This is a genomic window from Actinomadura sp. ATCC 39365, assembly GCF_054392275.1.
In genome coordinates this window covers 4,996,640-5,020,556 of sequence record NZ_CP184335.1, presented here as the reverse complement: position 1 = coordinate 5,020,556, position 23,917 = coordinate 4,996,640, and the positions used below count along the sequence as shown (strand labels likewise).

Annotated in this window: 28 protein-coding genes; 6 read left to right on the top strand and 22 right to left on the bottom strand. The window is 75.1% G+C overall.

From position 1 onward, the window contains the following. Positions 1-13: 13 nt before the first annotated feature. The 6 genes from ACNF49_RS24705 to ACNF49_RS24680 all read right to left on the bottom strand — a co-directional run bounded on the left by ACNF49_RS24705 (position 14) and on the right by ACNF49_RS24680 (position 4,653). Positions 14-946, bottom strand: a complete 933-nt coding sequence (locus ACNF49_RS24705) for a DUF4097 family beta strand repeat-containing protein (protein ID WP_482945125.1) — start codon at positions 944-946, stop codon at positions 14-16. A gap of 5 nt (positions 947-951) precedes the next feature. After that, positions 952-1,503: a toxin-antitoxin system HicB family antitoxin gene (locus ACNF49_RS24700; protein WP_482945124.1), complete on the bottom strand. Its 552-nt coding sequence runs from the start codon at positions 1,501-1,503 to the stop codon at positions 952-954. A 59-nt stretch (positions 1,504-1,562) separates the two neighbouring features. After that, the gene (locus ACNF49_RS24695) at positions 1,563-1,961 is read right to left on the bottom strand and encodes a YunG family protein (RefSeq protein ID WP_482945123.1); all 399 of its coding nucleotides are present in this window, start codon (positions 1,959-1,961) and stop codon (positions 1,563-1,565) included. 258 nt (positions 1,962-2,219) lie between these two features. Then, positions 2,220-2,726 (bottom strand): FBP domain-containing protein, encoded by a 507-nt coding sequence (locus tag ACNF49_RS24690; RefSeq protein WP_482945122.1) that lies wholly within the window; start codon positions 2,724-2,726, stop codon positions 2,220-2,222. Next, positions 2,723-4,084, bottom strand: a complete 1,362-nt coding sequence (locus ACNF49_RS24685; protein ID WP_482945121.1) for a DHA2 family efflux MFS transporter permease subunit — start codon at positions 4,082-4,084, stop codon at positions 2,723-2,725. The genes ACNF49_RS24690 and ACNF49_RS24685 overlap by 4 nt, the downstream gene beginning before the upstream one ends. After that, the gene (locus tag ACNF49_RS24680) at positions 4,081-4,653 is read right to left on the bottom strand and encodes a TetR/AcrR family transcriptional regulator (RefSeq protein WP_357981746.1); all 573 of its coding nucleotides are present in this window, start codon (positions 4,651-4,653) and stop codon (positions 4,081-4,083) included. The genes ACNF49_RS24685 and ACNF49_RS24680 overlap by 4 nt, the downstream gene beginning before the upstream one ends. A gap of 131 nt (positions 4,654-4,784) precedes the next feature. Here ACNF49_RS24680 and ACNF49_RS24675 point away from each other — a divergent pair, with 131 nt between their 5' ends. The 3 genes from ACNF49_RS24675 to ACNF49_RS24665 are packed head-to-tail and all read left to right on the top strand — an operon-like array spanning position 4,785 to position 7,618. Next, complete coding sequence (locus tag ACNF49_RS24675) at positions 4,785-4,985, top strand: ferredoxin (RefSeq protein ID WP_352355003.1); 201 nt, start codon at positions 4,785-4,787, stop codon at positions 4,983-4,985. After that, a complete protein-coding gene (locus ACNF49_RS24670; protein WP_357981446.1) occupies positions 4,978-6,354 on the top strand; it encodes an NAD(P)/FAD-dependent oxidoreductase in 1,377 nt (458 codons plus the stop codon). Before ACNF49_RS24675 ends, ACNF49_RS24670 begins: the two co-directional genes overlap by 8 nt. 16 nt (positions 6,355-6,370) lie before the next feature. Continuing rightward, a complete protein-coding gene (locus ACNF49_RS24665) occupies positions 6,371-7,618 on the top strand; it encodes a cytochrome P450 (RefSeq protein ID WP_357981449.1) in 1,248 nt (415 codons plus the stop codon). 44 nt (positions 7,619-7,662) lie between these two features. On the opposite strand, the gene egtE is transcribed toward ACNF49_RS24665, so the two are convergent. The 8 genes from egtE to ACNF49_RS24625 all read right to left on the bottom strand — a co-directional run bounded on the left by egtE (position 7,663) and on the right by ACNF49_RS24625 (position 14,658). Continuing rightward, complete coding sequence (egtE, locus tag ACNF49_RS24660) at positions 7,663-8,799, bottom strand: ergothioneine biosynthesis PLP-dependent enzyme EgtE (protein ID WP_482945120.1); 1,137 nt, start codon at positions 8,797-8,799, stop codon at positions 7,663-7,665. After that, on the bottom strand, positions 8,796-9,776 hold the full coding sequence (gene egtD / locus ACNF49_RS24655) for an L-histidine N(alpha)-methyltransferase (RefSeq protein ID WP_482945119.1): 981 nt from the start codon (positions 9,774-9,776) through the stop codon (positions 8,796-8,798). Before egtD ends, egtE begins: the two co-directional genes overlap by 4 nt. Before the next feature lie 19 nt (positions 9,777-9,795). Next, on the bottom strand, positions 9,796-10,506 hold the full coding sequence (gene egtC / locus ACNF49_RS24650; protein ID WP_482945118.1) for an ergothioneine biosynthesis protein EgtC: 711 nt from the start codon (positions 10,504-10,506) through the stop codon (positions 9,796-9,798). Further along, a complete protein-coding gene (gene egtB / locus ACNF49_RS24645) occupies positions 10,507-11,802 on the bottom strand; it encodes an ergothioneine biosynthesis protein EgtB (protein WP_482945117.1) in 1,296 nt (431 codons plus the stop codon). After that, entirely contained in the window at positions 11,799-13,064 is a 1,266-nt protein-coding gene (egtA, locus tag ACNF49_RS24640; protein ID WP_357981464.1) for an ergothioneine biosynthesis glutamate--cysteine ligase EgtA, read from the bottom strand. The genes egtB and egtA overlap by 4 nt, the downstream gene beginning before the upstream one ends. A gap of 86 nt (positions 13,065-13,150) precedes the next feature. Continuing rightward, positions 13,151-13,396 (bottom strand): anti-sigma factor family protein, encoded by a 246-nt coding sequence (locus ACNF49_RS24635; RefSeq protein ID WP_357981467.1) that lies wholly within the window; start codon positions 13,394-13,396, stop codon positions 13,151-13,153. Positions 13,397-13,436: 40 nt separating this feature from the next. Then, entirely contained in the window at positions 13,437-14,030 is a 594-nt protein-coding gene (locus ACNF49_RS24630) for an RNA polymerase sigma factor (protein WP_357981470.1), read from the bottom strand. Between the two features lie 229 nt (positions 14,031-14,259). Beyond that, on the bottom strand, positions 14,260-14,658 hold the full coding sequence (locus ACNF49_RS24625; protein WP_357981472.1) for a VOC family protein: 399 nt from the start codon (positions 14,656-14,658) through the stop codon (positions 14,260-14,262). A 66-nt stretch (positions 14,659-14,724) separates the two neighbouring features. On the opposite strand from ACNF49_RS24625, the gene ACNF49_RS24620 reads away from it, so the two are divergent. After that, on the top strand, positions 14,725-15,213 hold the full coding sequence (locus ACNF49_RS24620) for a DinB family protein (RefSeq protein WP_482945116.1): 489 nt from the start codon (positions 14,725-14,727) through the stop codon (positions 15,211-15,213). A 16-nt stretch (positions 15,214-15,229) separates the two neighbouring features. On the opposite strand, the gene ACNF49_RS24615 is transcribed toward ACNF49_RS24620, so the two are convergent. Both ACNF49_RS24615 and ACNF49_RS24610 read right to left on the bottom strand, forming a co-directional pair. Further along, the gene (locus tag ACNF49_RS24615) at positions 15,230-16,093 is read right to left on the bottom strand and encodes an SMP-30/gluconolactonase/LRE family protein (protein ID WP_482945115.1); all 864 of its coding nucleotides are present in this window, start codon (positions 16,091-16,093) and stop codon (positions 15,230-15,232) included. Between the two features lie 37 nt (positions 16,094-16,130). Next, entirely contained in the window at positions 16,131-17,042 is a 912-nt protein-coding gene (locus ACNF49_RS24610) for an EamA family transporter (protein ID WP_482945114.1), read from the bottom strand. A gap of 76 nt (positions 17,043-17,118) precedes the next feature. Between ACNF49_RS24610 and ACNF49_RS24605 the strand changes: the two genes are divergently transcribed. Then, a complete protein-coding gene (locus ACNF49_RS24605) occupies positions 17,119-17,616 on the top strand; it encodes a MarR family winged helix-turn-helix transcriptional regulator (RefSeq protein ID WP_482945113.1) in 498 nt (165 codons plus the stop codon). Positions 17,617-17,692: 76 nt separating this feature from the next. Here the strand turns inward: ACNF49_RS24605 and ACNF49_RS24600 are convergent, their stop codons facing one another. From ACNF49_RS24600 to ACNF49_RS24575, 6 genes are all read right to left on the bottom strand, one after another. Continuing rightward, positions 17,693-18,904 (bottom strand): MFS transporter, encoded by a 1,212-nt coding sequence (locus ACNF49_RS24600; protein ID WP_482945112.1) that lies wholly within the window; start codon positions 18,902-18,904, stop codon positions 17,693-17,695. Positions 18,905-18,948: 44 nt separating this feature from the next. Continuing rightward, positions 18,949-19,428, bottom strand: a complete 480-nt coding sequence (locus ACNF49_RS24595; RefSeq protein ID WP_357981488.1) for an RrF2 family transcriptional regulator — start codon at positions 19,426-19,428, stop codon at positions 18,949-18,951. 29 nt (positions 19,429-19,457) lie between these two features. After that, complete coding sequence (locus ACNF49_RS24590) at positions 19,458-20,345, bottom strand: pentapeptide repeat-containing protein (protein ID WP_482945111.1); 888 nt, start codon at positions 20,343-20,345, stop codon at positions 19,458-19,460. 44 nt (positions 20,346-20,389) lie between these two features. Next, a complete protein-coding gene (locus ACNF49_RS24585) occupies positions 20,390-21,157 on the bottom strand; it encodes a GNAT family N-acetyltransferase (RefSeq protein WP_482945110.1) in 768 nt (255 codons plus the stop codon). 14 nt (positions 21,158-21,171) lie between these two features. Next, positions 21,172-22,146, bottom strand: coding sequence for a small ribosomal subunit Rsm22 family protein (locus ACNF49_RS24580; protein WP_357981495.1), 975 nt, complete (start codon positions 22,144-22,146; stop codon positions 21,172-21,174). A gap of 184 nt (positions 22,147-22,330) precedes the next feature. Beyond that, on the bottom strand, positions 22,331-22,894 hold the full coding sequence (locus ACNF49_RS24575; protein WP_357981497.1) for a TetR/AcrR family transcriptional regulator: 564 nt from the start codon (positions 22,892-22,894) through the stop codon (positions 22,331-22,333). Positions 22,895-22,951: 57 nt separating this feature from the next. On the opposite strand from ACNF49_RS24575, the gene ACNF49_RS24570 reads away from it, so the two are divergent. Further along, entirely contained in the window at positions 22,952-23,911 is a 960-nt protein-coding gene (locus ACNF49_RS24570; protein WP_482945109.1) for a DsbA family oxidoreductase, read from the top strand. Positions 23,912-23,917: the final 6 nt, after the last annotated feature.

Here is a 23,917-nt window from a genome sequence, read left to right as displayed (position 1 = left end):
GTCTCCTCGGTCGTCAGGAACGGTGGATGTCGATGTCGCCGTGGGTGGTGTGGGCGTGGATCTCGACGGTCCGCGCCGCGTCGCCGGGGTCGTCGCCGGGGACGAGGGCGACGTTCACGGTGCCGTACCGGGAGCTGACGTCGAGCCAGGCGGAGGTGCCCTCGGGGACGCCGACGTCCAGGCCGCCGCCGGTGGTCTCCATGACGACCGTGCCGGACGCCGCCTCGTGGATCTCCACACCGGCGTAGGCGGTCTTGGCGACGACGCCGGCCAGCGGGCGCTCCACGGTGATGTCGCCGTGGGCGCTGTTGAGCCGCAGCTCGCCGGTGACCTCGCCGAGGCGCACGTCGCCGTGGGCGGTCTTGACCGCGGCGGTGCCGTCGATCTCGCCGACGCGGATGTCGCCGTGGTTCGTGGTGATCTCGGCGTGCCCGCGGGCACGCGTGACGGAGACGGTGCCGTGGGTGCTCTTCAGGCGCAGCCGGCCGGCTTCCTCGACGCGGATGTCGCCGTACGTGGTGGTCGCCGTGACGTCGCCGAGCGGCCCGCGGCACGACAGGGCGCCGGACGTCCTGGCGTCGAGGCGGGAGCCGGCCGGCAGCTCGATCGTCACCTCCACCGAGCCCGTGCCGAGCAGCAGCGAACGCGCCCAGTCGGCGGGCGACTCGACCAGCTTGCCGAGCGAGAGCCCCCAGCCGAGCGCCGGCGCGCCCTGTTCCTTGTCGGCGCTCACCGTGAGCCTGCCGTCGGCGTAATGGACCTGGACGTGCCGGGCTGCCTGCACGTCGGCGTCGTTGTGCTCGTCGCTCGGGCGGACCTCGACCACGGTCTCGGCGCGGTCGCCCGCGACGACGCGGACGGCGGCGGTCGCCAGGTCGAGGACGGCGACGATGGGGCTGGACGTGTCGAAGGCCGGCATTCCGATCTCCCTGTCATCGGTCGTCATGGTCATCAGCGCACCCAGCCGCTGTAGCGGTTGCCGGTCTGCGGGGCCGGGCGCCGGGTGGCGCGGCGGGTGGCGTCGCCGGGGTCGAGCGCCGCGGAGACGGCGCGGACCAGCCAGGCGTTGACGGACAGCCCGTCGCGCGCGGCCGCCTCCTCGATGCGCGGCTTGAGCGCCTCGGGCACTCGGAGTGAGATCCGGGACGTGCCGCCCTCGTCGGCCTCGGGGGCCGGCGGCGGGGTCGGCGGCGCGGGTGGCCGGTCGCCCGGCCCGGCGCTCGCGGGCGGTTCGTCCTGTTCCGGGAACGAGTGGGCGGCGGGCGGTGACGTCACGACGAAGGCGGGGTCGCGCCCGCGCAGGCGCACCTCGACCGAGCCGGGCGCGAGGTCCTGGGTGATCTCGTCCGCGGCGGCCGACAGGGCCTCCAGCAGGGCGAGCCGGGCGGCCGACTCCAGAGTGGCGGCGAAGCGTTCGGCCAGCGCACGGGCCTCCTCGCCGCCCGTGCCGGCGGCGAGCATGAGCTCGCGCCGGAGTTGATCGACATACGGGGCAAGGTCCATGACGCCATCATGACACGCGAAGTGACGCCATCGCAATCCACAATGACGTCATCATGGCGTCACATGACGCCTCGGGCGGGCGGCCCGGACAGCGCGGTGACGACGCGGTGGCGCAGCAGCTCGTACTCCTCGCGGCACCGGCGCGGCGCGTCCGGGGGACGCTGCTGGAGCTGCGGATTCACGATGACCTCACCGGGGTGGAACTGGTCGGAGGTGAAGTCGATCTCAATGCCGCCGGGCAGCACGTTCCAGTAGTGGTGGCCGACCTTGACGCCGTCGGCGTGCACCTCGGCCAGGATCAGGTCTCCTCCGAGCAGGTCCTGGACCACCAGCGCGGTGATCCCGCACTGCCCCCTGGCCGGGTTGTCGGCCCGCCACTCCTCCCGCGCGGCGGTGTCGCAGGTGTCGGGCCCCCAGGCGGCACGCAACGTCGGCCGCAACAGTTCCAGTATCAGCATCCGGGGAGTGTCCCAGGCAGGACCGACAGTTCACGGGCCGTCCGGGGGCAGGCGTCCCGCCGCCGGGTTCCCGAAGAAGGGAACCGGGCGGCGTCCGCCGGGGTCCAAGTCAAGGGCGACGTTCCGCGCCGGCGTCGGGCGCCCGGGACGGCGACCATGCGTCCCGGCGGCGCCGACGGACCGGCCGGCGCCGCGGGTGGCCCTTCCCGCCCTGCGGCGCGAGCTGGACGCCGCCCCCTCCAGACGATCAGACCCTGATCACGCCAGGGTGTCGTCGAGGATCTTGTCGAGGAAGGCGTCCAGGTTGACCGTGGTCCTGGCGGCGCGTTCGGCCACGCTCAGCGACTCGAACCGGACGCCCAGCTCGGTCTCCTTGCGCCCCCGGACGTACAGGGAGCAGGCCAGGTCGGCGCACATGTAGGCGCCCACCGTGTTGCCCTGCCGCCCCGCCGCGCCGACCCGGGGCGCGGTGAACAGCGCGACGCCGGTCCCGGCGTGCGGGGTCACGCAGACCGAGCAGAGCGTGCTCTTGGTGAAGCTCCTGCGCACCTCCTGGCCGAGCCGCAGCGCGACGCCGACCGGCGCGCCGCCGCGTTCGGCCACCAGGTACGCCCGCTCGGGCGCCCCCGGATCGCGCCAGCCCAGGAAGTCGAGGTCGGGCCAGGGCAGCTCGGGCAGCCCGCGCGGGACGGCGAGCCGGCGGGCCTCGCCCCTGGAGCAGTTGACGAAGGACGAGCGGATCTCGTTCTCGGTGACGGGGTTCATGACGTGCCTGCTTTCGAGGACGGGAGGAACAGGGCGGGCAGGAGGCAGAGCGCGACGGCGGCCAGCGTGACCCAGAAGGCGGGACGGTAGCCGCCGTGCTGGAGCAGCACGGCCACGCAGGCGGTGCCGGCCGCCGCGCCGACCTGCTGGCCGATGGCGTTGGCGGTGGTCGCGGCGGGCACCTTGGCCGGCGGCAGCGAGTGGTAGAGGGTGATCATGGTGGGCGAGACCGCGAGCGCGGCCCCCACCCCGCGGACGAACAGCGCCACCGGCAGCAGCGCCGTGCCCGCGCCGGGATCGGCCAGCGCGAACGGCAGCGTGCCGGCCGCCAGCAGGACCAGGCCCGTGACGACGATCCGGCGCGGGTTGCCGTGGAGGTCGATCAGCCGGCCGGCGGCCAGCACCGCGACGAGCATGCCGAGCCCCTGCGGCGCGAGCACCAGCCCGGCGCCGAGCGCGCCCGCCCCCTCGGCCGTCTGGACGAACAGCGGCACCAGGAACACGGCGGCGAACAGGGAGAAGTTGGCCAGGAAGGCCAGCGCGGCAGAGGCGGCGAAGGCCCGGTCGCGGAACAGGCCGGGCTCGACGATCCGCGGCCCGGAGGTGCGGGCGGCCCGCCACAGGCAGACGGCCAGCAGCAGCGCGCCGGCGGCCGCGGTCAGCGCGGCCACGGGCTCACCGGCCCCGCTCAGCCCGTGCAGCAGCAGGGTCAGGCCGCCGCTCACACCGAGCAGGCCGGCCACGTCGAGGCGTTCGGCCGGGCCGCCGGGCCGGGCGGTGCGGACGTACAGAGCCGACAGGACGACGCCCGCCGCCACGAACGGGACGTTGACCAGGAACACCCACCGCCACGACAGCGTCTCCAGCAGCACGCCGCCGACGACCGGCCCGAGGACGGGCGCGAGCACGGCGGGCACGGCCATCAGCGCCATCATCCGGCCGAGCCGCTCGCGCCCGGCCAGCTCGACGACGATGATCCGGCTGAGCGGGAAGAGCATGCCCGCCCCGGCCCCCTGCACGACGCGGAAGGCGACGAGGCTGCCGAGCGACCAGGCCGACCCGCACAGGATCGAGCCGGCCAGGAACACGGCGAGCGAGGCGGTCCAGGCCGTGCCGGCGCCGAACCGCTGGGCCGCCCACCCGGTCGCCGGGATGACCGCGGCCAGGGCGAGCAGGTAGGCGGTCGTCACCCATTGGGTGGCCGCCAGGTCGGTGGAGAACGCGCGGGCCAGGGTGTGCGTGGCGACGCCGACGATCGTGCCGTCGAGCAGCGCGGTGAACGCGCCCAGGGTGAGCACGCCGGCGACCGTCAGCAGCCGCCGGTCGAGGCCGGGCCGGGTCGCGGTCGTACCGGTCATGGGGAAACCTGCCAATGTCTCAGTGCGCTGTCGAGCGCGTCGATGATCGAGTCCCACGAGCTGCGGACGTCGCGGGCCGCCTGGAAGCCGCCGCGGGCCTCCAGGTTGGTGAAGCCGTGGAAGGTGCTGCGCAGCAGCCGGATGGCGTCGGTGTGGGCCGGCTCGGGCAGCCCGTACGCGGCCACGACCGCGTTGGTGGTGGTGAAGATGCGCTGGACGTCGGCGCACCCGGCGACGATCTCGGGGTCGAGCCGGAGCTGGGTGGCCTCGTACAGGCCCGGGTGGGCGAGCGCGAAGTCGCGGTAGGCGGCGGCGAAGGCGGCCAGCGCGTCCTTGCCCGCCTTGCCGGCCACCGCCGCGGTCAGGGCGTCGGCCTGGATGCGGGCGGCGCGCAACGCCACCCGGACGCGCAGGTCCTGGAGGTTCCTGACGTGGGAGTAGAGGCTGGCGTCCGCGACGCCGAAGCGGCGCGCCAGGGCCGAGACCGTCAGGTTGTCGAACCCGGCCTCGTCGGCCAGCTCCCCGGCCGCCTCCGTCACGCGGTCCGCCGTCAGACCGGCCCGAGCCATCATGATCCACCTCCGCAGCAGGAAACCTAACCTTCCTAGGTTTTATCCTAGGAGTCCTAGGTTTCGCAAATCAGGAAAACTTGGGATCAGGTTGGACCGTGGCTGGAGCAGCCGTTCGTAACGTGGCGGACATGAGAGTGCTCGTCGATCTGAACCGCTGCCTGAGCTACGGCCAGTGCGTGTTCGCGGCGCCGGCGGTCTTCCGGTTCCACGGCGCCGAGTCCCTCGAGTACGACTACGCCCCGGCCGACGCGCTGCGCGAGCAGGTGCGCGAGGCCGCCGCGGCCTGCCCGGTGCAGGCGATCACCTGCTCGCCGGACGACCATGCGTAGCGCGGTGATCGTGGGCGCCTCGCTGGCCGGACTGCGGGCCGCCGAGACGCTGCGGGCCGAGGGCTTCACCGGGGAGCTGACCCTGATCGGCGACGAGCCGTACGAGCCCTACGACCGGCCGCCGCTGTCCAAGCAGGTGCTGGCCGGACGGGCCGCACCTGCGGACACCGCGCTCGTCACGGCTCGGGACCTGCGGGCGCGCCGGCTGCTCGGCGAGCCCGCCACCGGCCTGGACCTGCACACCCGGCAGGTACGCCTGGCCGGCGGGCGCGAGATCGGCTTCGACCGGGTGCTGATCGCCACCGGCACCCGCGCGCGCCCCTGGCCCGAGCCCGCCGAGGCGGCCCTGACCGGCGTGTTCACCCTGCGCGGACGCGACGACGCGGCGAGCCTGCGGGCCGCGCTCGCCGCCGGGCCGAGCCGGGTGCTGGTCATCGGCGGCGGGTTCACCGGCTCGGAGATCGCCTCCGTGTGCCGCGAGATGGGCCTGGCCGTGACGGTCGCGGAACGCGGCCCCGCCCCGCTGGCCGGCGCCCTTGGCGCGGCGGCCGGCAGCGTGGCCGCCCGGCTGCACCGCGAGCACGGCGTGGACCTGCGGGTGAACACCACGGTGATGGCGCTGGAGGGCGACGCGGAGGGCCGGCTGCGCGCGGCGCACCTGTCCGACGGCGACGTGCTGCCGGTCGAGGTCGCGGTGGTGGCGCTCGGGGCCGTCCGCAACACCGAGTGGCTGGCCGGGTCGGGCCTGGCGGCCGACGCGCGCGGGGTGGTGTGCGACGCCGCCTGCCGGGCCTTCGACGCCGACGCGATCGTCACCTCCGACGTGTTCGTGGCCGGCGACGTGGCGCGCTGGCCGCACCCGCACTACGACGGCCTGCTGCTGGCCGTGGAGCACTGGGACAACGCGGTGCGCCAGGCGGCCACCGCCGCGCACAACATGGTCGCCGACCGGCCGCGCCCGCACCGGGGGCTGCCGGCGTTCTGGTCCTACCAGTTCGGCGTCAGCATCAAGTCCGTCGGACTGCCGACGATCGCCGACGAGGTGGTGGTCACGCAGGGCTCGGTGGCCGAGCGCCGTTTCGTGGCCTGTTTCGGCCGCCAGGGCCGGTGCGTGGCGGCGGTCGCGGTGGACGCCCCGCGCTCGCTGCCCGCCTACGCCGGCCTCATCGAGGCGGCCGCGCCCTTCCCGCCCGACCTGCGGGCCGCCGACGGGCCGCGCACGCTGCTCCCGGTGCCCGCCGGCCTGGCCGTGGACGGCCAGTCCACGCACAGCCCGACGGCCGCGGTGACCGGGCAGGGCCCGACCGCGCGCGAGGTGCCGCGCGAGCGCGACCCCCGCTCGCCGCTGACCGCGCCGCCGCTGGAATGAGAGCCGGAGGACGACCATGGCCCACCAGGTGACGCAGAGCCTGTTCGCGCAGGTCCTGGACGAGGCGAGCCGCCCTGACCCGTACCCGCTGTACGCCCGGCTGCGCGAGACGCCCGTCTCCCGCCAGGGGGACGACCTGTACGCCGTCAGCACGTACGCCGAGATCGTCTCGCTGCTGCACGACCCTCGGATCAGCTCCGACGAGCGCAAGAGCAGAAGCGGCTCCGGCTCGTTCGGCGCCTCCGGCAGGCTGATGGCCGGACAGAACGCCCAGGACGGCCAGGAGTCGCGGAAACCGGCGTTCATCTTCCTCGACCCGCCCGACCACGACCGGCTGCGGCGGATCGTCATGCGGCACTTCACCCCTGAACGCGTCAACCGGCTCGGGGAGCACGTGGTGTCGCTGGTGGCCGAGCTGCTCGACCGGCGCGCCGGCCAGGACTCCATGGACGTGGTGGACGACCTGGCCTACCCGCTGCCGGTCACGGTGATCTGCGACCTGCTCGGCGTGCCCAAGGAGGACGAGCCGCGCTTCCACGGCTGGGCCTCGGCGCTGGCCCGCACGCTGGACCCGCCCGAGGGGCTGTCGGCGGAGGAGGTGCGGCAGGCCGAGGCGGCCGCGCCGGAGCTGCGCGCGTACCTGGTGGAGCTGGCCGGCGAGCGGCACGCCCGCCCGTCGGACGACCTGCTGTCGGCGCTGCTCACCGACGGCGAGGCCGAGCGCATGGACGCCCCGGAGATCATCGCGACGATGGCCCTGCTGCTCATCGCCGGTCACGAGACCACCGTCAACCTGATCGCCAACGGCATGCTGACGTTCCTGCGCAACCCGGAGGCGCTGGCGCGGCTGCGCGCCGACCCGGGGCTGATCGTGCCGGCCGTCGAGGAGGTGCTGCGCTACGACCCGCCGGTGCAGTTCCGCACCCGCACGACGCTGGCCGACATCGAGATCGCCGGGGTCACCGTCCCCCAGGGCGCGGACGTGGCGCTGCTGCTGGCCTCGGGCAGCCGGGACCCGGCCCGCTTCCCCGGCGCCGACCGCTTCGACCCGGCGCGGCGGGACAACCAGCATCTGGGGTTCGGCGGGGGCGTCCACTACTGCGTGGGGGCGCCGCTGGCCCGGATCGAGGCGCGGGTCGCGCTGGGCGCGCTGGTGAGCAGGCTGGTCGGGCCGGAACTGGCCGCAGGCCCGCCGCCGTACCGGCACAGCGCGTCGCTGCGCGGGCCCGCGCACCTGCTGGTGGGCTTCGACCGCCTGCTCTGACCCCTGCCTGCTCTGAGGTCCGCCTGCTCTGAGGCCCGCCTGCTCTAGCGCCCGTCGAGGACGCGGGCCAGGGCGTCCAGGGTTTCCTGCCGGGTGCCCGGGGGCGGCGAGACGCGCAGCACCGGCTCCCGCAGGTCGAGCGGGGCGCGGGCGACCGGCGCGACGCCCACCAGCAGGCCCGCCCCGGCCGCCGCCGCGGCCGTCCTGGTGGGGTCCGCGCCGCCGGGCGGGCGCAGGGTGACGATGGCCGTCGGCTCGTCGTACGGCTCCACCACCCGCCAGCCGCCCCTGCCGTCGAGCGTGCGCCGGGCCGCCGCGCCCAGCTCGGCGAGGTGGGCGCGGACCGCGTCCGGCCCCAGCTCGTGGTGCTCCAGGACGGCGACGCCGAGGCCGATCCGCGCCGCCACCGCCGACTCGGCGCTCTCGTAGCGCGCGGCGCCGGGCAGCGGCCCGGTGCGCGGCGGGTCCTCCAGCCAGACGTGGCCGCCGAGCGCGGGGGCCGCCGCGTCCATGTCCTCGGTGAGACCGGGCACGATCAGGAAGCCGACGCCGCGCGGCCCGGCCAGCCACTTGCGGGAGGTGCCGACGTAGGCGGTGGCCCGCGCGCCGGTGACGTCGAGGTGGCCGAGCGACTGGCACACGTCCAGGACCGAGGGCACGCCGGCCTCCCGGCACAGGCGGCCGATCTCGCCGACCGGCTGCGCGGTGCCCCGGTGGGAGGGCAGGTGCGGCAGGGTGACCAGGTCCAGGCCGCGGCGCAGGGCGGCGGACAGGGCGTCGAGGTCGAGGCGGGCGTCGTCGTCGGCGGGCAGCTCGGCGAGGGTCCAGCCGCGCTCGGCGGCCAGGCGGCGCAGCAGCATGAGCGTGCTGCCGTACTCCGACCGGGTGAAGCCGACCCGGGCGCCCGGCGGCAGGCGCCAGCCGCCGAGCAGCGCCGCCATCGCGGCCGTGCCGCTCTCCAGGAAGGCGACGTCGGCCGCGGCCGCGCCGGTCAGGGCGGCCAGCGCGGCCCTGGGCGCGATCAGTCCCGGCACGGCGGCGTACCCGCCGAGCTCGCGCTCGCGCCGCAGGTGCTCGACCGTCGCGGCCAGCGCCCGGTCGCTGGGCACGTTGCAGCCGGCCGCGTCCAGGTGGCCGGACGGTGCGGCCGAGCGGGCGGCCCGCCAGCGTCCGGCGATCACGCCCCGGCCAGCAGCAGCCCGAAGTCGCCGTCGGGGTCGGTCCACGACCGCAGGACGGTGAACCCGGCCGCGGCCAGCTCCTCCCCCAGCGGCTCCAGCCGGAACTTGGCGCTGATCTCCGTCCGCATCTCCTCGCCCGCGGCGAAGTCGACGGTCAGGCCGAGCGCGCCGACCCGTACCCGCATGTCCCGGGTGGCCCGCAGGCGCATCTCGATCCACTCGTTGCGCTGGTCGTACAGGGCGACGTGCTCGAACGCCTCCGGCTCGAACCCGGCCGCCAGCTCCCGGTTGACCACGCGCAGGACGTTCCGGTTGAACGCGGCCGTCACTCCGGCGGCGTCGTCGTAGGCCGCGACCAGCCGCCCGGTGTCCTTCACCAGGTCGGCGCCGAGCAGGAACGTGTCGCCGGGCCGCAGCGTGGCGCGGACCTCCTTCAGGAACACCTCACGGGCGGCCGGTTCGAGGTTGCCGATCGTGCCGCCGAGGAAGGCCACCATGCGCCTGCCCGAGCGCGGCAGCAGCCGCAGGTGCCGCTCGAAGTCGGCGCACACCGCCCGCACCTCCAGCCCGGGGAAGCGTCCGCCCAGCCGGCGCGCCGCCGCCTCCAGGGTGACGGCGTCCACGTCCACCGGCGTGTACGCGCGCAGCGTGCCCGCGGCGGTGAGCGCGTCCAGCAGCAGCACGGTCTTCTCGCTCGTGCCCGAGCCCAGCTCGACCAGCGTGTCCGCGCCGGAGGCGGCGGCGATCCCGGCCGCCCGCGCGCGCAGGATCGTCAGCTCGCGGCGGGTCGGGTAGTACTCGGGCAACCGGGTGATGCGCGAGAACAGGTCGCTGCCCGCCTCGTCATAGAACCACTTGGGCGGCAGCCACTTGGGCGTGGCCGTCAGCCCGGTCCTGACGTCGTGTTCGAGCGCCTGGCGCAGATAGCCGGGGTCAAGATGGTTGGTCACATGGACGGTCGGCTGGGTGACGGGCACGAGATCCTCCTTCGGAAGGTCACAACGGCTGGACGCGTACGTCGTCCGGCGTGGCGGTGAGCAGGCTGCGGTCGGGCGCCGCCTGCCAGCCGGGCCGGTCGTCGAGCGGCTCGCTGGCCACGTACACGCCGTCCTGGTCGGCGCGGAAGAACAGGGTGTCGCCCCAGACGGTCGCGGCGAGCGCCGTGCCGTCGCAGGCGAGCAGGTTCAGGCGGGCGGCGGGGTCCTTCTCCCCGGCGCGCACGACGACGTCGGCCAGCGCCGCGGCCAGGCCGAGACCGGCGCTGCCGCGGGCGAACACGGCGGCGGCCAGCCAGGCCGAGTCGCAGGGGCTCTCGGGCAGGTCGTCGGCCAGGTCCATGACCGCGTCGCGCTCGACCCGGCCGTTGTGGCTGAGCAACCAGCCGCCTCCGGCGAACGGCGCGGTGGCGCTCTCCTCCACCGGCATGCCGGTCGTGGCGCACCGCACGGCCGCGATCAGGCAGCCGGAACGGGCGATCTCGGCGAGCGCGGGCAGGTTGGCGTCGGCCCAGATGGGGATGGCGCGGCGGTAGCGCACCGGCTCCGGCCTGGCCGGGTCGTACCAGGCCATGCCGTAGCCGTCGGCGTTGACCGTGCCGTGGCGCTGCCGCCGGGGCGCGTACGACTGGGCGAGCAGGCCGTGCGCCGGCTCGTGGATCAGCGCGGTCAGCGGGCGCGGGGCGCCCAGCCAGGCGGCGTGCCGGCACATCTAGGCCCGCTCGGCGTCGCGGGCGCAGCGGAAGCCGGTGAAGATCTGCCGCCGGACCGGGTAGTCCCAGTTGCGGAACGTCGTCCGCACCGCCGCCGGGTCGGCCGCCCACGAGCCGCCGCGCAGCACCCGGTACTCCTGCCCGAAGAAGACCTCGCTGTACTCCTTGTAGGGGAAGCTGCGGAACCCGGGATAGGGCTGGAACCACGACCCGGTCCACTCCCACACGTCGCCGACCATCTGCTCGGCCCCGTACGCGCTCGCCCCGGCGGGGTAGGCGCCCAGCGGGGCCGGCCGGGCCGCCCGGTGACCGAGGTTGGCGAGGTCGGGACGGGGGTCCTCGTCGCCCCACGGGTACTTGCGGGCCCGCCCGGCCTCCGGGTCCCAGCCGCACGCCTTCTCCCACTCGGCCTCGGTGGGCAGCCGCCGGCCCGCCCAGCGGGCGTAGGCGTCGGCCTCGTACCAGCTCACGTGCTGGACCGGCTCGTCCATCGGGACGGGCTCGGCGCGGCCGAAGCGGGTGCGCCACCAGGTGCCGCCCTCGCGGGTCCAGAACAGCGGCGCGCCGGCCCCGCTATCCTGCCGCCAGCGCCAGCCGTCCGGGTGCCACCAGCGCGGGTCGTCGTAGCCGCCGGACTCGACGAAGGCGGCGTAGGCGGCGTTGCCGACGGGCAGCCGGTCGATCCAGTAGGCGGGCAGGTCGACCCGGTGGGCGGGGCGCTCGTTGTCGTAGGCCCAGGGCAGGGTGCCGGTGCCCATCTGGAAGGGGCCGGCGGGCACGTACACCTCGTCGGGGCCGGTGGCGCGGCCCGGCGGCAGGTCGCCGTCGCGGACCAGACCGGGCTGCCGGGACAGCTGCCAGGTGGCCAGCATCGTCTCGTCGTGCTGGTGCTCGTGCTGGATGACCAGGCCGAACACGAACCCGTCGCGGTGCAGCGGTGCGGCGACCTCCAGGTCGATCGCGTCCAGCACGTCGAGCACCCGGCCTCGTACGCCGCCGATGTACTTCCTGGCCTCGGCCGGGCCGAGGATCGGCAGGGTGGGACGGTCCTTGCGGGGGTGCTTGAAGGCGTCGTAGATGTCGTCGATCTCGGGGCGCAGCGGCGTGATGCCGGCGGCCTCGCGCAGCACCCACAACTCCTCGTAGTTGCCGACGTGCGCGAGGTCCCACACCAGCGGCGACATCAGCGGGGAGTGCTGGCGCAGCAGGAGGTCGTCCTCGGCCTCGGTGTAGGTCAGCGAACGGTCGCGCACCGCGGTCAGCTCGGCGGCGATGCGTTCCTTGATGTCGTTCATGCCCGTCCTTCTCCGCTCAGCCAGGCCGGCAGGCGCCGCACCGGGTCCGTCATCAGGTCCATCAGGTCGGCCGCCGGGGAGCGGCCCGCGCTCACGTACCGGGCGGCGAAGCCGGACACGCCGTCGACCAGATCGGCGGGCGCGCCGAGCCGGGGCAGCGCCTCGACGGCGGCGCGGAAGGCCGCCTCGGCGGCGCGGGCGAGCCGCGGGTCGGTCAGGCCGCACCTGGCGGCCACCTCCGCCAGGCCCGCGACGGGCTCGGCGGCCGACAGGGCGGCGTCGGCGGCGCGGTCATCGGTGATCAGGGCGTGGGTGACGGCGACGCACACCGGCCAGTCGTCGGGGTGCTGGGCGTCGAGGTAGCGGATCTCCAGCCAGCCGCGCGGCCGGACCGGCGGGAACAGCGTGGTGGCGTGGTAGGCCAGGTCGTCGGGGGTGGGCGGGCGCTCGCCCGCGCCGTCGAGCCAGTCGCGGAAGGTCGAGCCGTCGCCGACGGTGCGGTAGCGGCGCTCGTCCTCGCGGACGAGCATGAGCCGGGCGTCGAGCAGGTACGCCGCCCAGGCCGCCGCCGGGTCGCCGGAGCCGGGGACGGGCGCGGTGCGGGTCGGGTCCAGGTTCTCCCAGACGGCCTGGCGGCCCGACATCCAGCCGCAGGGGCGTCCGCGGCTCAGCGGCGAGTTGCTGAAGGCCGCGATCAGGACGGGCCCGAGCAGCCTGGCGCGCTCCCACCGGACCGCCGGCCGCTCCCCCAGGTCCACGTTCACCTGGACGGACGCGGTCGAGCACATCATCAGCGGCCCGTACGGGCGGCCCAGGAACTCGGCCATGGCGTCGTAGCGCGGCTGGCGGAGCTGCCGCCGGGCCGGGCGCAGCGGGTCGAGCCCCACACCGCCCAGCACCAGCCCGGCCCGCCCGAGCGCGGCGCGTACGGCGGCCACGTCGGCGGCCAGCCGTCCGATGGCCTCGGCGGGCGGCCCGGCCGGGCCCGACAGCTCGATCTGGCCGCCCGGCTCGTACGTCACCCGGCTCCCGCCGGCCAGCGCAGGGACGACCCGCTCGACCCGGTCCATCGGCACCTGCCGCGCCGGGTCCGCCCGGTCGAAGACCAGGAACTCCAGCTCGGCCCCCACCCGGTCGCCCGGGGCGGGGGCGAAGCACCGGCGTGCGAACTCCTCCACCTCCGGCACGCCCCGGAGCGGCTCGCCGGCCGCTCCCGAGGCGCCGGACCCGCCGGCCGCCGGGCCGGTCATCGCGTGGCGCATGTGCTTACAGACCCGCGAGACCCGCCAGCGTTACACGGAAATCTGGGGATCTGCCGAGATTTGCCCTTTTTGCGGCTCCTGGGCCGTCACCCGTGACGGCGGCGGGCTCTGAAGGCGGACATCAGGCGGTCGCGCGTGCCGTCGGACAACTTGCGCTCCGGCGGGAGCTCGCGCAGGGCCCGGACGGTCTCGCGGAACTGGTCGAGCTGCCGCGCGCAGTCGGCGCAGGCCGCCGCGTGCGCCTCGAACCCCTCGCGTTCGGGCCGGTCAAGAGCGCCGTCAAGGTAGGCGGTGATGAGTTCCACCAGCTCGTCGCACGTGAACCGCTTCACGACGTTGACCGCCTCACCTCTGAACGTTGAACCGTTTAACCTATTCTGACCGCTTCACGGACTGGTAGTAGCCTTCGAGCCGGTCGCGGACCGTGGCTCTTGCCCGGTGCAGGAGGACCCGTTGGTTGGCGGCCGAGATCTCCAGGATCTCGCAAACCTCCTCGGACGTGCATCCCTCCAGGTCACGCAGGGTGATGACGATCCGCTGCCGGGGCGGCAGCCCGGCCAGCGCCGCGCCGATGAGACCGCGCGCCTCCGAGGCGAGCACCGCGCCCTCCGGCGTCGGGCCGTGCTCCTTCTGGGCCGGCTCGGCGGGCGGCTCGAACGCGCTCCACGGCAGCGTGCGGCTCTCGCGCAGGCCGCGCTTCTTGGCGGTGTTGACCAGGATGCGGTAGACCCACGTCTTGACCGAGGAGCGCCCCTCGAACGCGTCGATGGCGCCGATGACCGCCAGCCACGTGTCCTGCACGACCTCCTCGGCCGAGTCGTCGGTGGAGACGTAGGACCTGGCCGCCCGCAACATCCCCCGCGACCAGGTGTCGAGGAGCGCGGCGAACATCGACTCGTCCCCGGCCCGCAGCGCCGCGACGACGACGTCGTCCGGGGGCAGCCCACCGCCCGCGAAAGGCCCCACGATCGTTTCCTCCCGGTCGAGCGTCGGGGACATCATGACATCGGGCCGCGCGTCGTCCACGCCCGGCCTGCCGCCGGGCCCGTGCGGGACGTCATGCTCCAGGCTAGCCCTCGCCCCCTCGCACCTGAAGATCGCACACCGGTCCGCGCCCGCACGTCGTACGGCGGCACCGATGGGAACCTTCCCCGGCGGAGGCCGTCCAGCCGTGCGGGACCGGGATCGCCGCAGGTCAGTCGCGGTCGTAGTGGCAGACGGCCTCCAGCATGACGCCGTGCGGGTCGAGCCAGAACGCGGCGTGGTAGGGCGGCGGGTACTCGGGGAACTCCCTGGGCTCGTGCAGCACCTCCGAGCCGAGCTCCACCGCCCGCGCGTGCGCCTCGGCCACCGCGGACCGGCTGCGCAGCGCGAACGCCAGATGTTGCAGCCCGGTGCGGTGCCGCGAGTAGTCCCCGGCCTCCTGCGAGGGGTAGAGGAACAGGTACGTGCCCGGCTTGTCGTCCGCCGGCATGTAGCCGATCTCCTCCTCGCTGCTGAAGAACTCCTTGAAGCCGAGGTACGGCAGGAGGGCGTCGTAGTACTCCTTGGCCGCCCGCATGTCGGGGACGTTGATGCCGATATGACCGATCATGCAGGGAGTATCGCGGCCCCGGCGGGCGACGGCAACGTGTCGGTCCCGGCTGTTACGGTCGCGGGCATGGGAAGAGGAGTGCCGCCGTCCGGCGGTGAGAAGGAGAGCCTGCACACCAGCCTCGACCGCCACCGCGACGTCATCGTCTGGAAGCTCCAGGGCCTGGGCGAGGAGCAGGTCAGGCGGCCGATGACACCGTCCGGCACGTCGCTGCTCGGCATCGTCAAACACCTGGCCGCCGTCGAGTACGGCTGGTTCTGCTCGACGTTCGGCCGCGAGAGCGAGCCGCTGTGGTTCGCCCCCGAGGACGACTTCGCGATCGGCGAACGGGAGACCACCGAGCAGATCGTCGCCTTCTACGGCCGGGCCCGCGCCGCCGCCGACAAGGTGATCTCCGAGCTCCCCCTCGACGAGCCCGGCACCTCGTGGGCGGGCCGCCGGGTGACCCTGCGCTGGGTGCTCATCCACATGATCGAGGACACCGTGCGCCACGCGGGCCACATGGACATCGTGCGCGAGCTGATCGACGGCGCCACCGGCGACCATCCCGGCTGACCACCCCGCGCTCCGGTCACAGGGTGGTGGGCAGCACCGCACGTCCGCGCACGCCGGGGTCGGCCGCGAACAGGGCCCCCGCCTCCGGCTGCTCCCGGGCGTCCACCCCGAGCCTCGACGTGGTGACGAACAGCCGGTCGAGGCCGGGGCCGCCGAACGTGACCGCGGTGACCTTGCCGACCGGCAGCCCCACCACGGCGTCGAGCCGCCCGTCGGGGGTGTACCGGTGCACGGCGAACCCCTGCCAGAGCGCCACCCACACCCCGCCCTCGGCGTCGACCGTCAGCCCGTCGGGCGCGCCCTGACCGGGGTCGATCGTCACGAACGGCCTGCGCCCGGTGAGCCCGCCCGCCGGGTCGTGGTCGAGGACGTCCACCCGGCCGGTGGCGGTGTCGGCGTAGTAGGCCAGGCTGCCGTCGGGGCTGAAGTCGAGGCCGTTGGAGACGGTCACGCCGGTGATCACCGGGCTGAGCGCGCCGTGCGGCCCGGCCACGTAGAGTGAGCCGGCTCCGGGGGTCTCGTCGTAGGGCATGCTGCCGATGTAGAAGCGGCCCTCGGGGTCGCAGCCGCCGTCGTTCATGCGCACGCCGGGGTCGCTCCACGCCTGGCCGAGCGGGCGCAGCGGCGCGTCGAGGTCGTCGGAGTCGGCCAGCAGCAGCTCGCGTTCGCCGGCGACCACGTAACCGCCGGACACGCGCGGGCGCAGGGCCGCGGCGACCGCGCCGACGTGCCGCCGCCGCACGCCGCCGGAGTCGTCGAGGGCGAGCACGTCGCCGGCCAGCATGTCCACCCACCGCAGCCCGCCCCAGCGGGCGGACCACACGGGCCCCTCGCCGTGCTCGGCCACCGGCCCGGTCACGGGGTACGCCTGCACGCTCATACCGGCCTCCTCGGCCCGATCCTAGCGGCGGACGCGATCATCGTTTCCCGCCCGCAGGCACGGGGGCCTCCAGCGGCTCCGGCGCGGCCCGGTGCCGTACCGGCTGGAGCTGCGCCACCAGGAGGGCGGCGAGCACGATGACGGCGCCGGCCACCTGCGCGAGCGTGAGCCGCTGGCCGAGCACCAGCCAGCCGAGCGCGGTGGCGACCACGGGGCTGAGCAGCCCGAGGAAGGTGACCTTGGTGGCTGACAGCTCGCGGATGCCCCGAAACCACAGGGTGTAGGCCAGGGCCGAGCCGATGATCGCGAGGTAGGCGTACCCGGCGAGGTTCTCGCCGGTCAGGTGGGCGGGCGGCGGCCCCTCGACCAGGAACGTCACCGGGGCGAGCAGCAGGCCGCCGGCCGTCAGCTGCCATCCGGTGGTGGCCAGCAGCGGCGCGGGCGACTTCCAGCGCTTGCTGAGCACGACCCCGACCGCCATCACCACCGCGCCGCCCAGGGCGGCGGCCACGCCCAGCAGGTCGAGCCGGGCGTCGGCGCGCAGCACCAGCAGGCTCACCCCGGCCACGCCCGCCGCCGCGGCGAGCGCGACGCGCCAGGTCAGCCGCTCCCCCAGCAACCCCGCCGACAACAACGCGACCAGCAGCGGCTGGATGGCCCCGACGGTGGCGGCCACCCCTCCGGGCAGCCGGTACGCGCCCACGAACAACAACGCGAAGAACAACCCGATGTTGAGCGCACCGAGCACCAGCGCACGCCACCACCAGTTCCCCTGGGGCAGCCGGCGGGTGATCGCGATCAGGATCAGCCCGGCCGGCAGCGCGCGGATCAACGCGGCCAGCAAGAGGCGGCCGGGCGGGAGCAGTTCGGTCGTGATCAGATAGGTGGTCCCCCAGATGGCGGGGGTGAGGGCGGTCAGCAGAACGGTTCCCGTTCGATTACTTAGCACTAAGACAAATTAACCGAACGCCGACGTTCCGGCCAGGTGATTTTCCTCACCGCTAAGAGACTTGTAGGCTGCGAGGGTGGCTGACCAGGTCGACTACATCCTCAGGCAGTGGCACGCGCAGCGCCCTGACCTGGACGTCTCTCCCATGGCGGTGATCGGGCGGCTGTCGCGGCTGTCCCGGCTGATCGAGGCCGAGCTGGGCCGTACGTTCGCCGGGCACGGGCTCGACCGGGCCTCGTTCGACGTGCTGGCCACGTTGCGGCGCAGCGAGCCACCCCACCGCCTGACCCCCGCCGCCCTGATGCGCGCCTCCATGGTCACCTCCGGGGCGGTCACCCAGCGGCTCGACCGGCTGGAGTCGCGGGGGCTGGTGCGGCGTACGCCCAGCGACTCCGACGGGCGCGGCGTGCACGTGACGCTCACCGCCGAGGGGCTCGCGCTGATCGACCGCGCGCTGCCCGACCACCTGGCGACCGAGCAGCGGATGTTGTCGGCGCTCACCGGGCAGCGGCGCGACGAGCTGGCCGCCACCCTGCGCGACCTGCTCGAATCCCTCGGCGACAACACCCCCTGACGCGGGCCGCCCGTCCTGACGCGGGCCGCCCGTCCGGCTGCGGACCGAGCCGGCGAGCGGCCATAGGTCGCGCCGGTCATTCCGAGGTGCCGCCCGCCGATCGGGTGGCCAGGGCGAACAGCAGGGCGACGGCCGCCAGCGCCGCGCCGGTCGCGTACGTGAGGGCCGCACCCGACGGCAGCGTGAGCCCGCCGAGCAGCGTGCCCGCGCCGATCCCCGCGTAGATCGCCGAGGAGTTGAGCGAGACCACCAGCGGCGCCTCCACGGGCGCGGCGGCGATGAGCCGGTGCTGCTGCGGCGGCGTCTGGCACCAGCTGCTCGCACCCCACGCCAGGACCAGCACGCCGACCAGCACCGCCGTGCCGCCCACCGGGCCGTCCGCCGTGCCATCCGCCGGGCCGGCCGCCGCCGTCCAGGCGAGCAGCCCCAGGCTGACGGCCATGACCAGGTACGCGACCGGCAGCACCCGGTGCGCGCCCCACCGGTCGGTGGCGTACCCGGCGGCCAGGTTGCCGAGGACGGCGCCGAGCCCGTACAGGAACAACATGCCCGCCGTCCCCTCCACGCCGACGGCGCGCAGGGCGGGCACGCTGTAGGCGTACACCGTGTAGCTGCCGGCCATCCCGAGCACGGTGAGCGGCAGGATGGCCCTCACCGCCGGCCGCCTCAGCACGTCCAGCCTGGTGCGCAGCGGCACCCGCGGCGCGCCCGGCAGCACCGGCATGATCGCGTACACCCCGGCGGCGACCGCCAGGCAGGCCACGGCCACCGCCCCCAGCGCGTACCGCCAGCCGAGCCGTTCGCCGGCCAGGTCGCCGAGCGGCACGCCGAGCGCCGTCGCGACCGTCAGCCCGCCCACCACCACGGCCAGCGCCCGCGCCCGCAGCTCGGGCCGCACCAGGACGGCCGCCACCGCGCCCGCGCCCGGCGTGTACGCCGCCGCCCCGGCCGCCGCCAGCACCCGGCTGACCACCAGCGCGGGGAACGACGGCGCCAGCGCCGACCCCAGGTTGGCCAGTCCGAGCACGACCAGCGCCGTCACCAGCAGGGCCCGCCGCGGGACCCGCGCGGCGACGGTGGCCAGAACGGGTGACGACACCGCGTACGCGACGGCGAACACCGTCACCGACTGCCCGGCCGCCGCCTCGGTGACCTGCAGCGACGCGGCCAGGTCCGGCAGGAACCCGGCCACCACGAACGCGTCCGTCCCCACGGCGAACGTCCCGAGCGCCAGCACCAGCGTCGGGGCCAGGCCCCGGGACTCCGTCTTATTCGGGACATTCAACATCCCGATTCTCCTTCCAAGTGTGCGCCCGGCGGGCGGGGTCGAGTTCAGCCGCGAAGGCGTTCGTAGTGGCGGCGCGCGCGGTCGGGGGCGTTCGCCGGAGCCGCGTCCATGAGGTCGGCGACCGTCTGGGCGGCCAGCTCGCGCCGCCAGGCCAGCTCGGCCCGGCGCATGGCCGCCGCGACCCCGCACGGGTGCGCGAACTCGCGGGCGGGCGCCTCGGCCCCCGCGCCGCGCTGCCGGATCTCGGTGCACCGGAACGCCTCGTCCGGGCCCTCGACGGCGGCGACGACGTCCATGAGCGTGATCCGGGCGGGCGGCCTGGCCAGCCTGAACCCGCCCTGCGCGCCCGGCACCGAGGTCAGGATGCCCGCGCGGACCAGCGCCTGGAGCCGCTTCTTGAGGTAGACGGGCGGCAGCTCGAACAGCGCCGCCAGCCGCCCGGTGGGCAGCGGGGCCTCGTCCTCCAGCCACGCCAGCACCAGGCAGCAGTGGAGTCCCCACTCGACGCCTTCACCCATGCGCATGAAAGGGGATACTACATGTCCCTTTCAGGTCAGCCGCGGCGGCCCTGCCTGCCACGGGATCCGGCCCTGCCGCGCCGGGCGCGCGGCTCCGGCTCGGCGGCGCCGGCCGTCCAGTGGGCGGGGCGGGTCAGGGCGGCGGGCAGTTTCGTGGCGGGGGTGCCCTTGGCGGCGTTGACCTGGGCCTGGGTGAGGAAGACGCAGCCGGTGAGGTCGGCCCCGGACAGGTCGGCGCCCCGCAGGTCGGCGCCGATCAGGTCGGCCAGGCGCAGGTCGGCCCCGCGCAGGTTCGCGCCGATGAGGTAGGCGCCGCGCAGGTTGGCCGCGCGCAGGTCGGCGCCCTTGAGGTTGGCGCCGATCAGGTCGGCGCCGCGGTGCTCCCTGCCCCGCCGACCGGCCCTGACCAGCTCGCTCGTACGCAGCAGCAGCGTGTTGACCTCCGCCCGGCAGGCGGCCACGTCGAGCCGCTCCAGGACGCCGGGGCTCTCCCGGGTCAGGCGCTCGGTCGCCTCGTACGCCGCCCGCAGCTCGGGGGCGATCTCCGCGGCGGCGTCGAGGGTCAGCGCCTCGGCGAGGTACCACAGCAGCTCGTGGAGCTGCCGCATGACCGGGAACACGGCGAACATCTGCCCGGACGTCTCGGGCGCGGCGCGCCAGTCGCGGCCCTCGAAGGTGACCTGGGAGACCTTCTGCCCGGCGCCGAAGCAGTCGAAGACGGTGCAGCCGGGGAAGCCGCGCTGCCGGAGCTCGGCGTGGATGCCGCAGCGGAAGTCGTCGCGCAGGTTGACGCAGGGGCGGCCGGCGTCTTTGGCGACGGCGAAGTCGGCGGAGGCGGCGAACGGCAGGGCCACGCAGCACAGGCCGAAACAGCTCTCGCAGTCGGCCAGCAGGCCGAGCTCGCGCGGGGTCCTCTCGGGCAACGCTCTCCTTGTCACGACGGGGTGTGCCCAGGGTACCGGCGGGGTCAGGGCCGCACGTACGGCGTGGTCGTGGTCAGCGGGACGAACCCGAGCCCGAGCAGGATCGGCCGGCTCTGGTCGGAGGCGTCGACCTGGAGATAGTCGTAGCCACGCGCGGCGGCCCGCCGGGCCCGCCAGGCGACCAGCGCCCGGTAGAGCCCGCGCCCCCGCCATTCCGGCACGGTGCCGCCGCCCCACAACCCGGCGAAGCTCGTGCCCGGGGACAGGTCGAGCCGGGCCGCGCTGACCGCCCGCCCGCCGGCCACCGCGAGGACGGGGACGACGGTGTCGTCGGCCAGGCGGGCCAGCAGATGGTCGCGCAGCCGGCGGCCGTCGGTGCCGAAGGCCAGCTCGTGCACCTCGACCAGCGACCGCACGCCCGCCGCGTCGGTGACCGGCGCCAGACTCACGCCGTCGGGCGGCGCCACCTCGGTGTCGAGGTCGGCGACCCGGGCGACCATCACAGTCTCGGCGGGTTCGGCGGCGAACCCGGCGGCCAGGAGCCGGTCGCCCAGGTCGGCGGGCCGGTCGTGGGCGTACAGCTTCCACTCGAAGCCCAGGCCGAGGTCGCCGAAGAAGCGCACCTGGCGGGCGACGGCCGCGTCGGCGCCCTCCTCGTCGAGGCCGGACCACAGGACGCCGTTCCACGCGTGCGCGGGGCCGACCTGGCGGACGACGTCGGCGTCCCGCTCGACCCTGACCTCCGGCCCGTCGGGGCGCGCCTCCCGCCGCATCTGCCGGTCGAACAGCGCCAGCACCTCGTCATGATCCATCCCGCCGGGCCTGGTCACTCGGCGCCCGGCCAGTCGTCGCCCCAGTCGACGTCGCGGGCCAGCCGGTACAGCTCGCCCTGCCGCTTGGAGACGACCACGTCGTGCACGCCCTCGTCGGCGGTGCACAGCCGCAGCGACACCAGGCCCTTGCGCTTCTGCGGGTGGCGCAGGACGCGTGCCGCCGCCCGCGGCCACTGCCCCCGCACGGCGGCCACGTAGGAGAACTTCTCGTCCTCGAAGCCGAGCGTGCCGGACTTGACGCGGCGGTGCAGGGTGGTGCGCGGCAGGCGTACGGAGAAGTGGCACCAGTCGCGGCCCGGCTGGATCGGGCAGGGGCCGTCGTGCGGGCAGGGGGCGACGACGGTCAGGCCGCACCCGGTCAGCGCCTCGCGGGCGGTGACGATGTTGGCGTAGCCGGCGGGGGTGCCGGGCTCGATGACGATCACCATCGTCGCGTCCGCGGCCAGCCAGCGCACGACGTCGGCGTGGCGCTGCGCGGGCAGCTCGTTGAGGGCGTACGACATGGTGACCAGGTCGGCGGCGGGCCGGTCGAGCCCCGGGTCGATCGAGGCGCGCCGCCAGGTGACGTCGCGTACGGGCGCGGTCCTGGCCAGCCGCCGGCCGAGCTCGATGATCTGGGGGTCGTGCTCGACGACGGTGACCCGCTCCAGCGAGGGCCAGACCGGCCCGGCCGCCCAGACCGCCGCGCCGGTGCCGCCGCCCACGTCGAGCTGGGTCCGCGGCGCGAAGCCGGGGGTCATCGCGGCGGCCATGCGCATGGCCGTGCCCGCGGCGGCGTACGTGGCGGGCATGCGGTAGGCGGCGTAGGCCGCGATGTCGGCCGGGGTGCGCAGGTGCGGCGCGGCGGCGGACGGGCCGGTGCGGTAGCGCTCGGTGAGCTGTTCCGTCGCGCGGGACAGGTCGTGCGGCGCGAAGCGGGCCAGGGCCGAGTCCAGGGCGGTCCTGAGCTCGTCGGGAAGCATGGTCATCGTGTGGTCCTGGCGGTCGGTCGGGGTCGGGGACGGGGCGGGCGACCGCTGCAGGCGAGGGGCGCTGCCTCGGACCTGTCCGGCGATGTCGCGACGCAGCGTACCAAGCGGGCGGCCCGCGGCGGCATCGGAGCTCAGAGCTGCACCGGTGTTTCCAGAGTGCGGCCCGCGGCGGCATCGGAGCTCAGCCGGGGGCCGGGGGCCGGAACAGGCGCCAGAACGACTGGGCCGCGGCGGCGTCACGGCGGCCGCCGCACACCCAGTGCGTGATCACGCCGATGAGCGCCCCGGCCAGGAAGGCGGCGTGCACGTCGGCGGGCACGTCCGCGAACCCCGCCGGGCGGCTGCCCGCGGCGAAGCGGCCGGTCAGCTCCTCGGTGAGCCGCTCACGCATCCGGGCGGCGAAGCGGGCGCTGCCCTGGCCGCCCAGCATGCGCTCGTACAGGGTGGCGTTGGCGGCCACGTGGTCGAACAGCTCCGCCAGCGGGGCCGGCGGCCGGTCGCGGGGGGCGTCGAGCGGACACAGGGCCGCCGCCCGCGCCACGGCGGTGACGGCGTCCTCCATGGCGTCGGTGACCAGCGCGTCGACGTCCGGATAGTGCAGGTAGATGGTGGCGCGGTTGACCTCGGCGTGCTGGGCCAGCGCCGACATGGTGATGCTGCCCAGCTCCTGCCGGGCGGCCAGCTCCAGGACGGCGGCCTTGAGACGGGCGCGCGTACGCCGCGCGCGCGGATCATCCGGGTTCACGCCGCCACTATACGACACATGTTGACTAATCGACAGTTGTCGCATAGATTGCCGGTCATGCGAATCGAAGTCTGGGCGGACATGGTCTGCGGATGGGCCCACATCGGGAAGCGGCGGCTGGAGAAGGCCCTCGCCTCCTGGGCGGGTGAGCCGGTCGAGGTGGTCTGGCGGCCGTTCCAGATCGATCCGTCGGCGCCGGCCAAGGCCGAGCCGCTGGCGGAGGTGCTGAGCGACCCCATGGTCGAGGAGGCGCTCCAGGTCTGCTCGCCCGGCCTGTCCCCGGCCGAGAACCGGGTGCGGGTGGCCGGCCTCGCCGCCGACGAAGGGCTCGGGCAGCAGTGGGGCGCGGCCTGGCGGCCCAACACGCTGGAGGCGCACCGGCTGATCGCCGTGGCGTACGAGACGGGCGGCGCGGCGCTGCAGTCGGCCGTGGTCGAGCGGGTGTTGTCGGCACACTTCGTCGAGACCCTCGACATCGGCGACCCGGCCGTGTTGTCGGCGATCGCCGCCGACACCGGGGTGCCGTGGGACGGCCGGGGCGCCGACCTGGTGCGCGAGCTGCTGCTCACGGGCAAGGCCAAGGGCGTGCGCACGTCGCCGACCATCGTGGCGGGCGGCCGCGCCCTGGCCGGCGCCCAGCCGCCGGACGTGATCAGGGACTTCCTGGCCGACGCCGCCGGTCACCCGGTCCGGCGGCTGCCCGCCGAGGTGGAGCGCCTGCGCCACGCCGAGTCGCTGCTCGACCAGCGCGACCCGCTCGGCGCGCTCACGCTGCTGCGCCCGCTGCTCGACGAGCACGGCGCGGATCGCGGGGTGCGGCTGCTGGCGGCCCGCGCGTACTTCGCCTCGGCCCAGCTCGGCCGGGCGCGTACGGCCCTGGAGAGCCTGGTCGCCGAGGCGCCCGACGACTCCTACGCCCGCCACCTCCTCGGCCGTACCCTGCACCGCCAGGGCCACCCTGAGCAGGCCGCCCCCCACCTGACCCTGGCCGCCGTCATGACCCCCGACTACGCCTGACGCTGA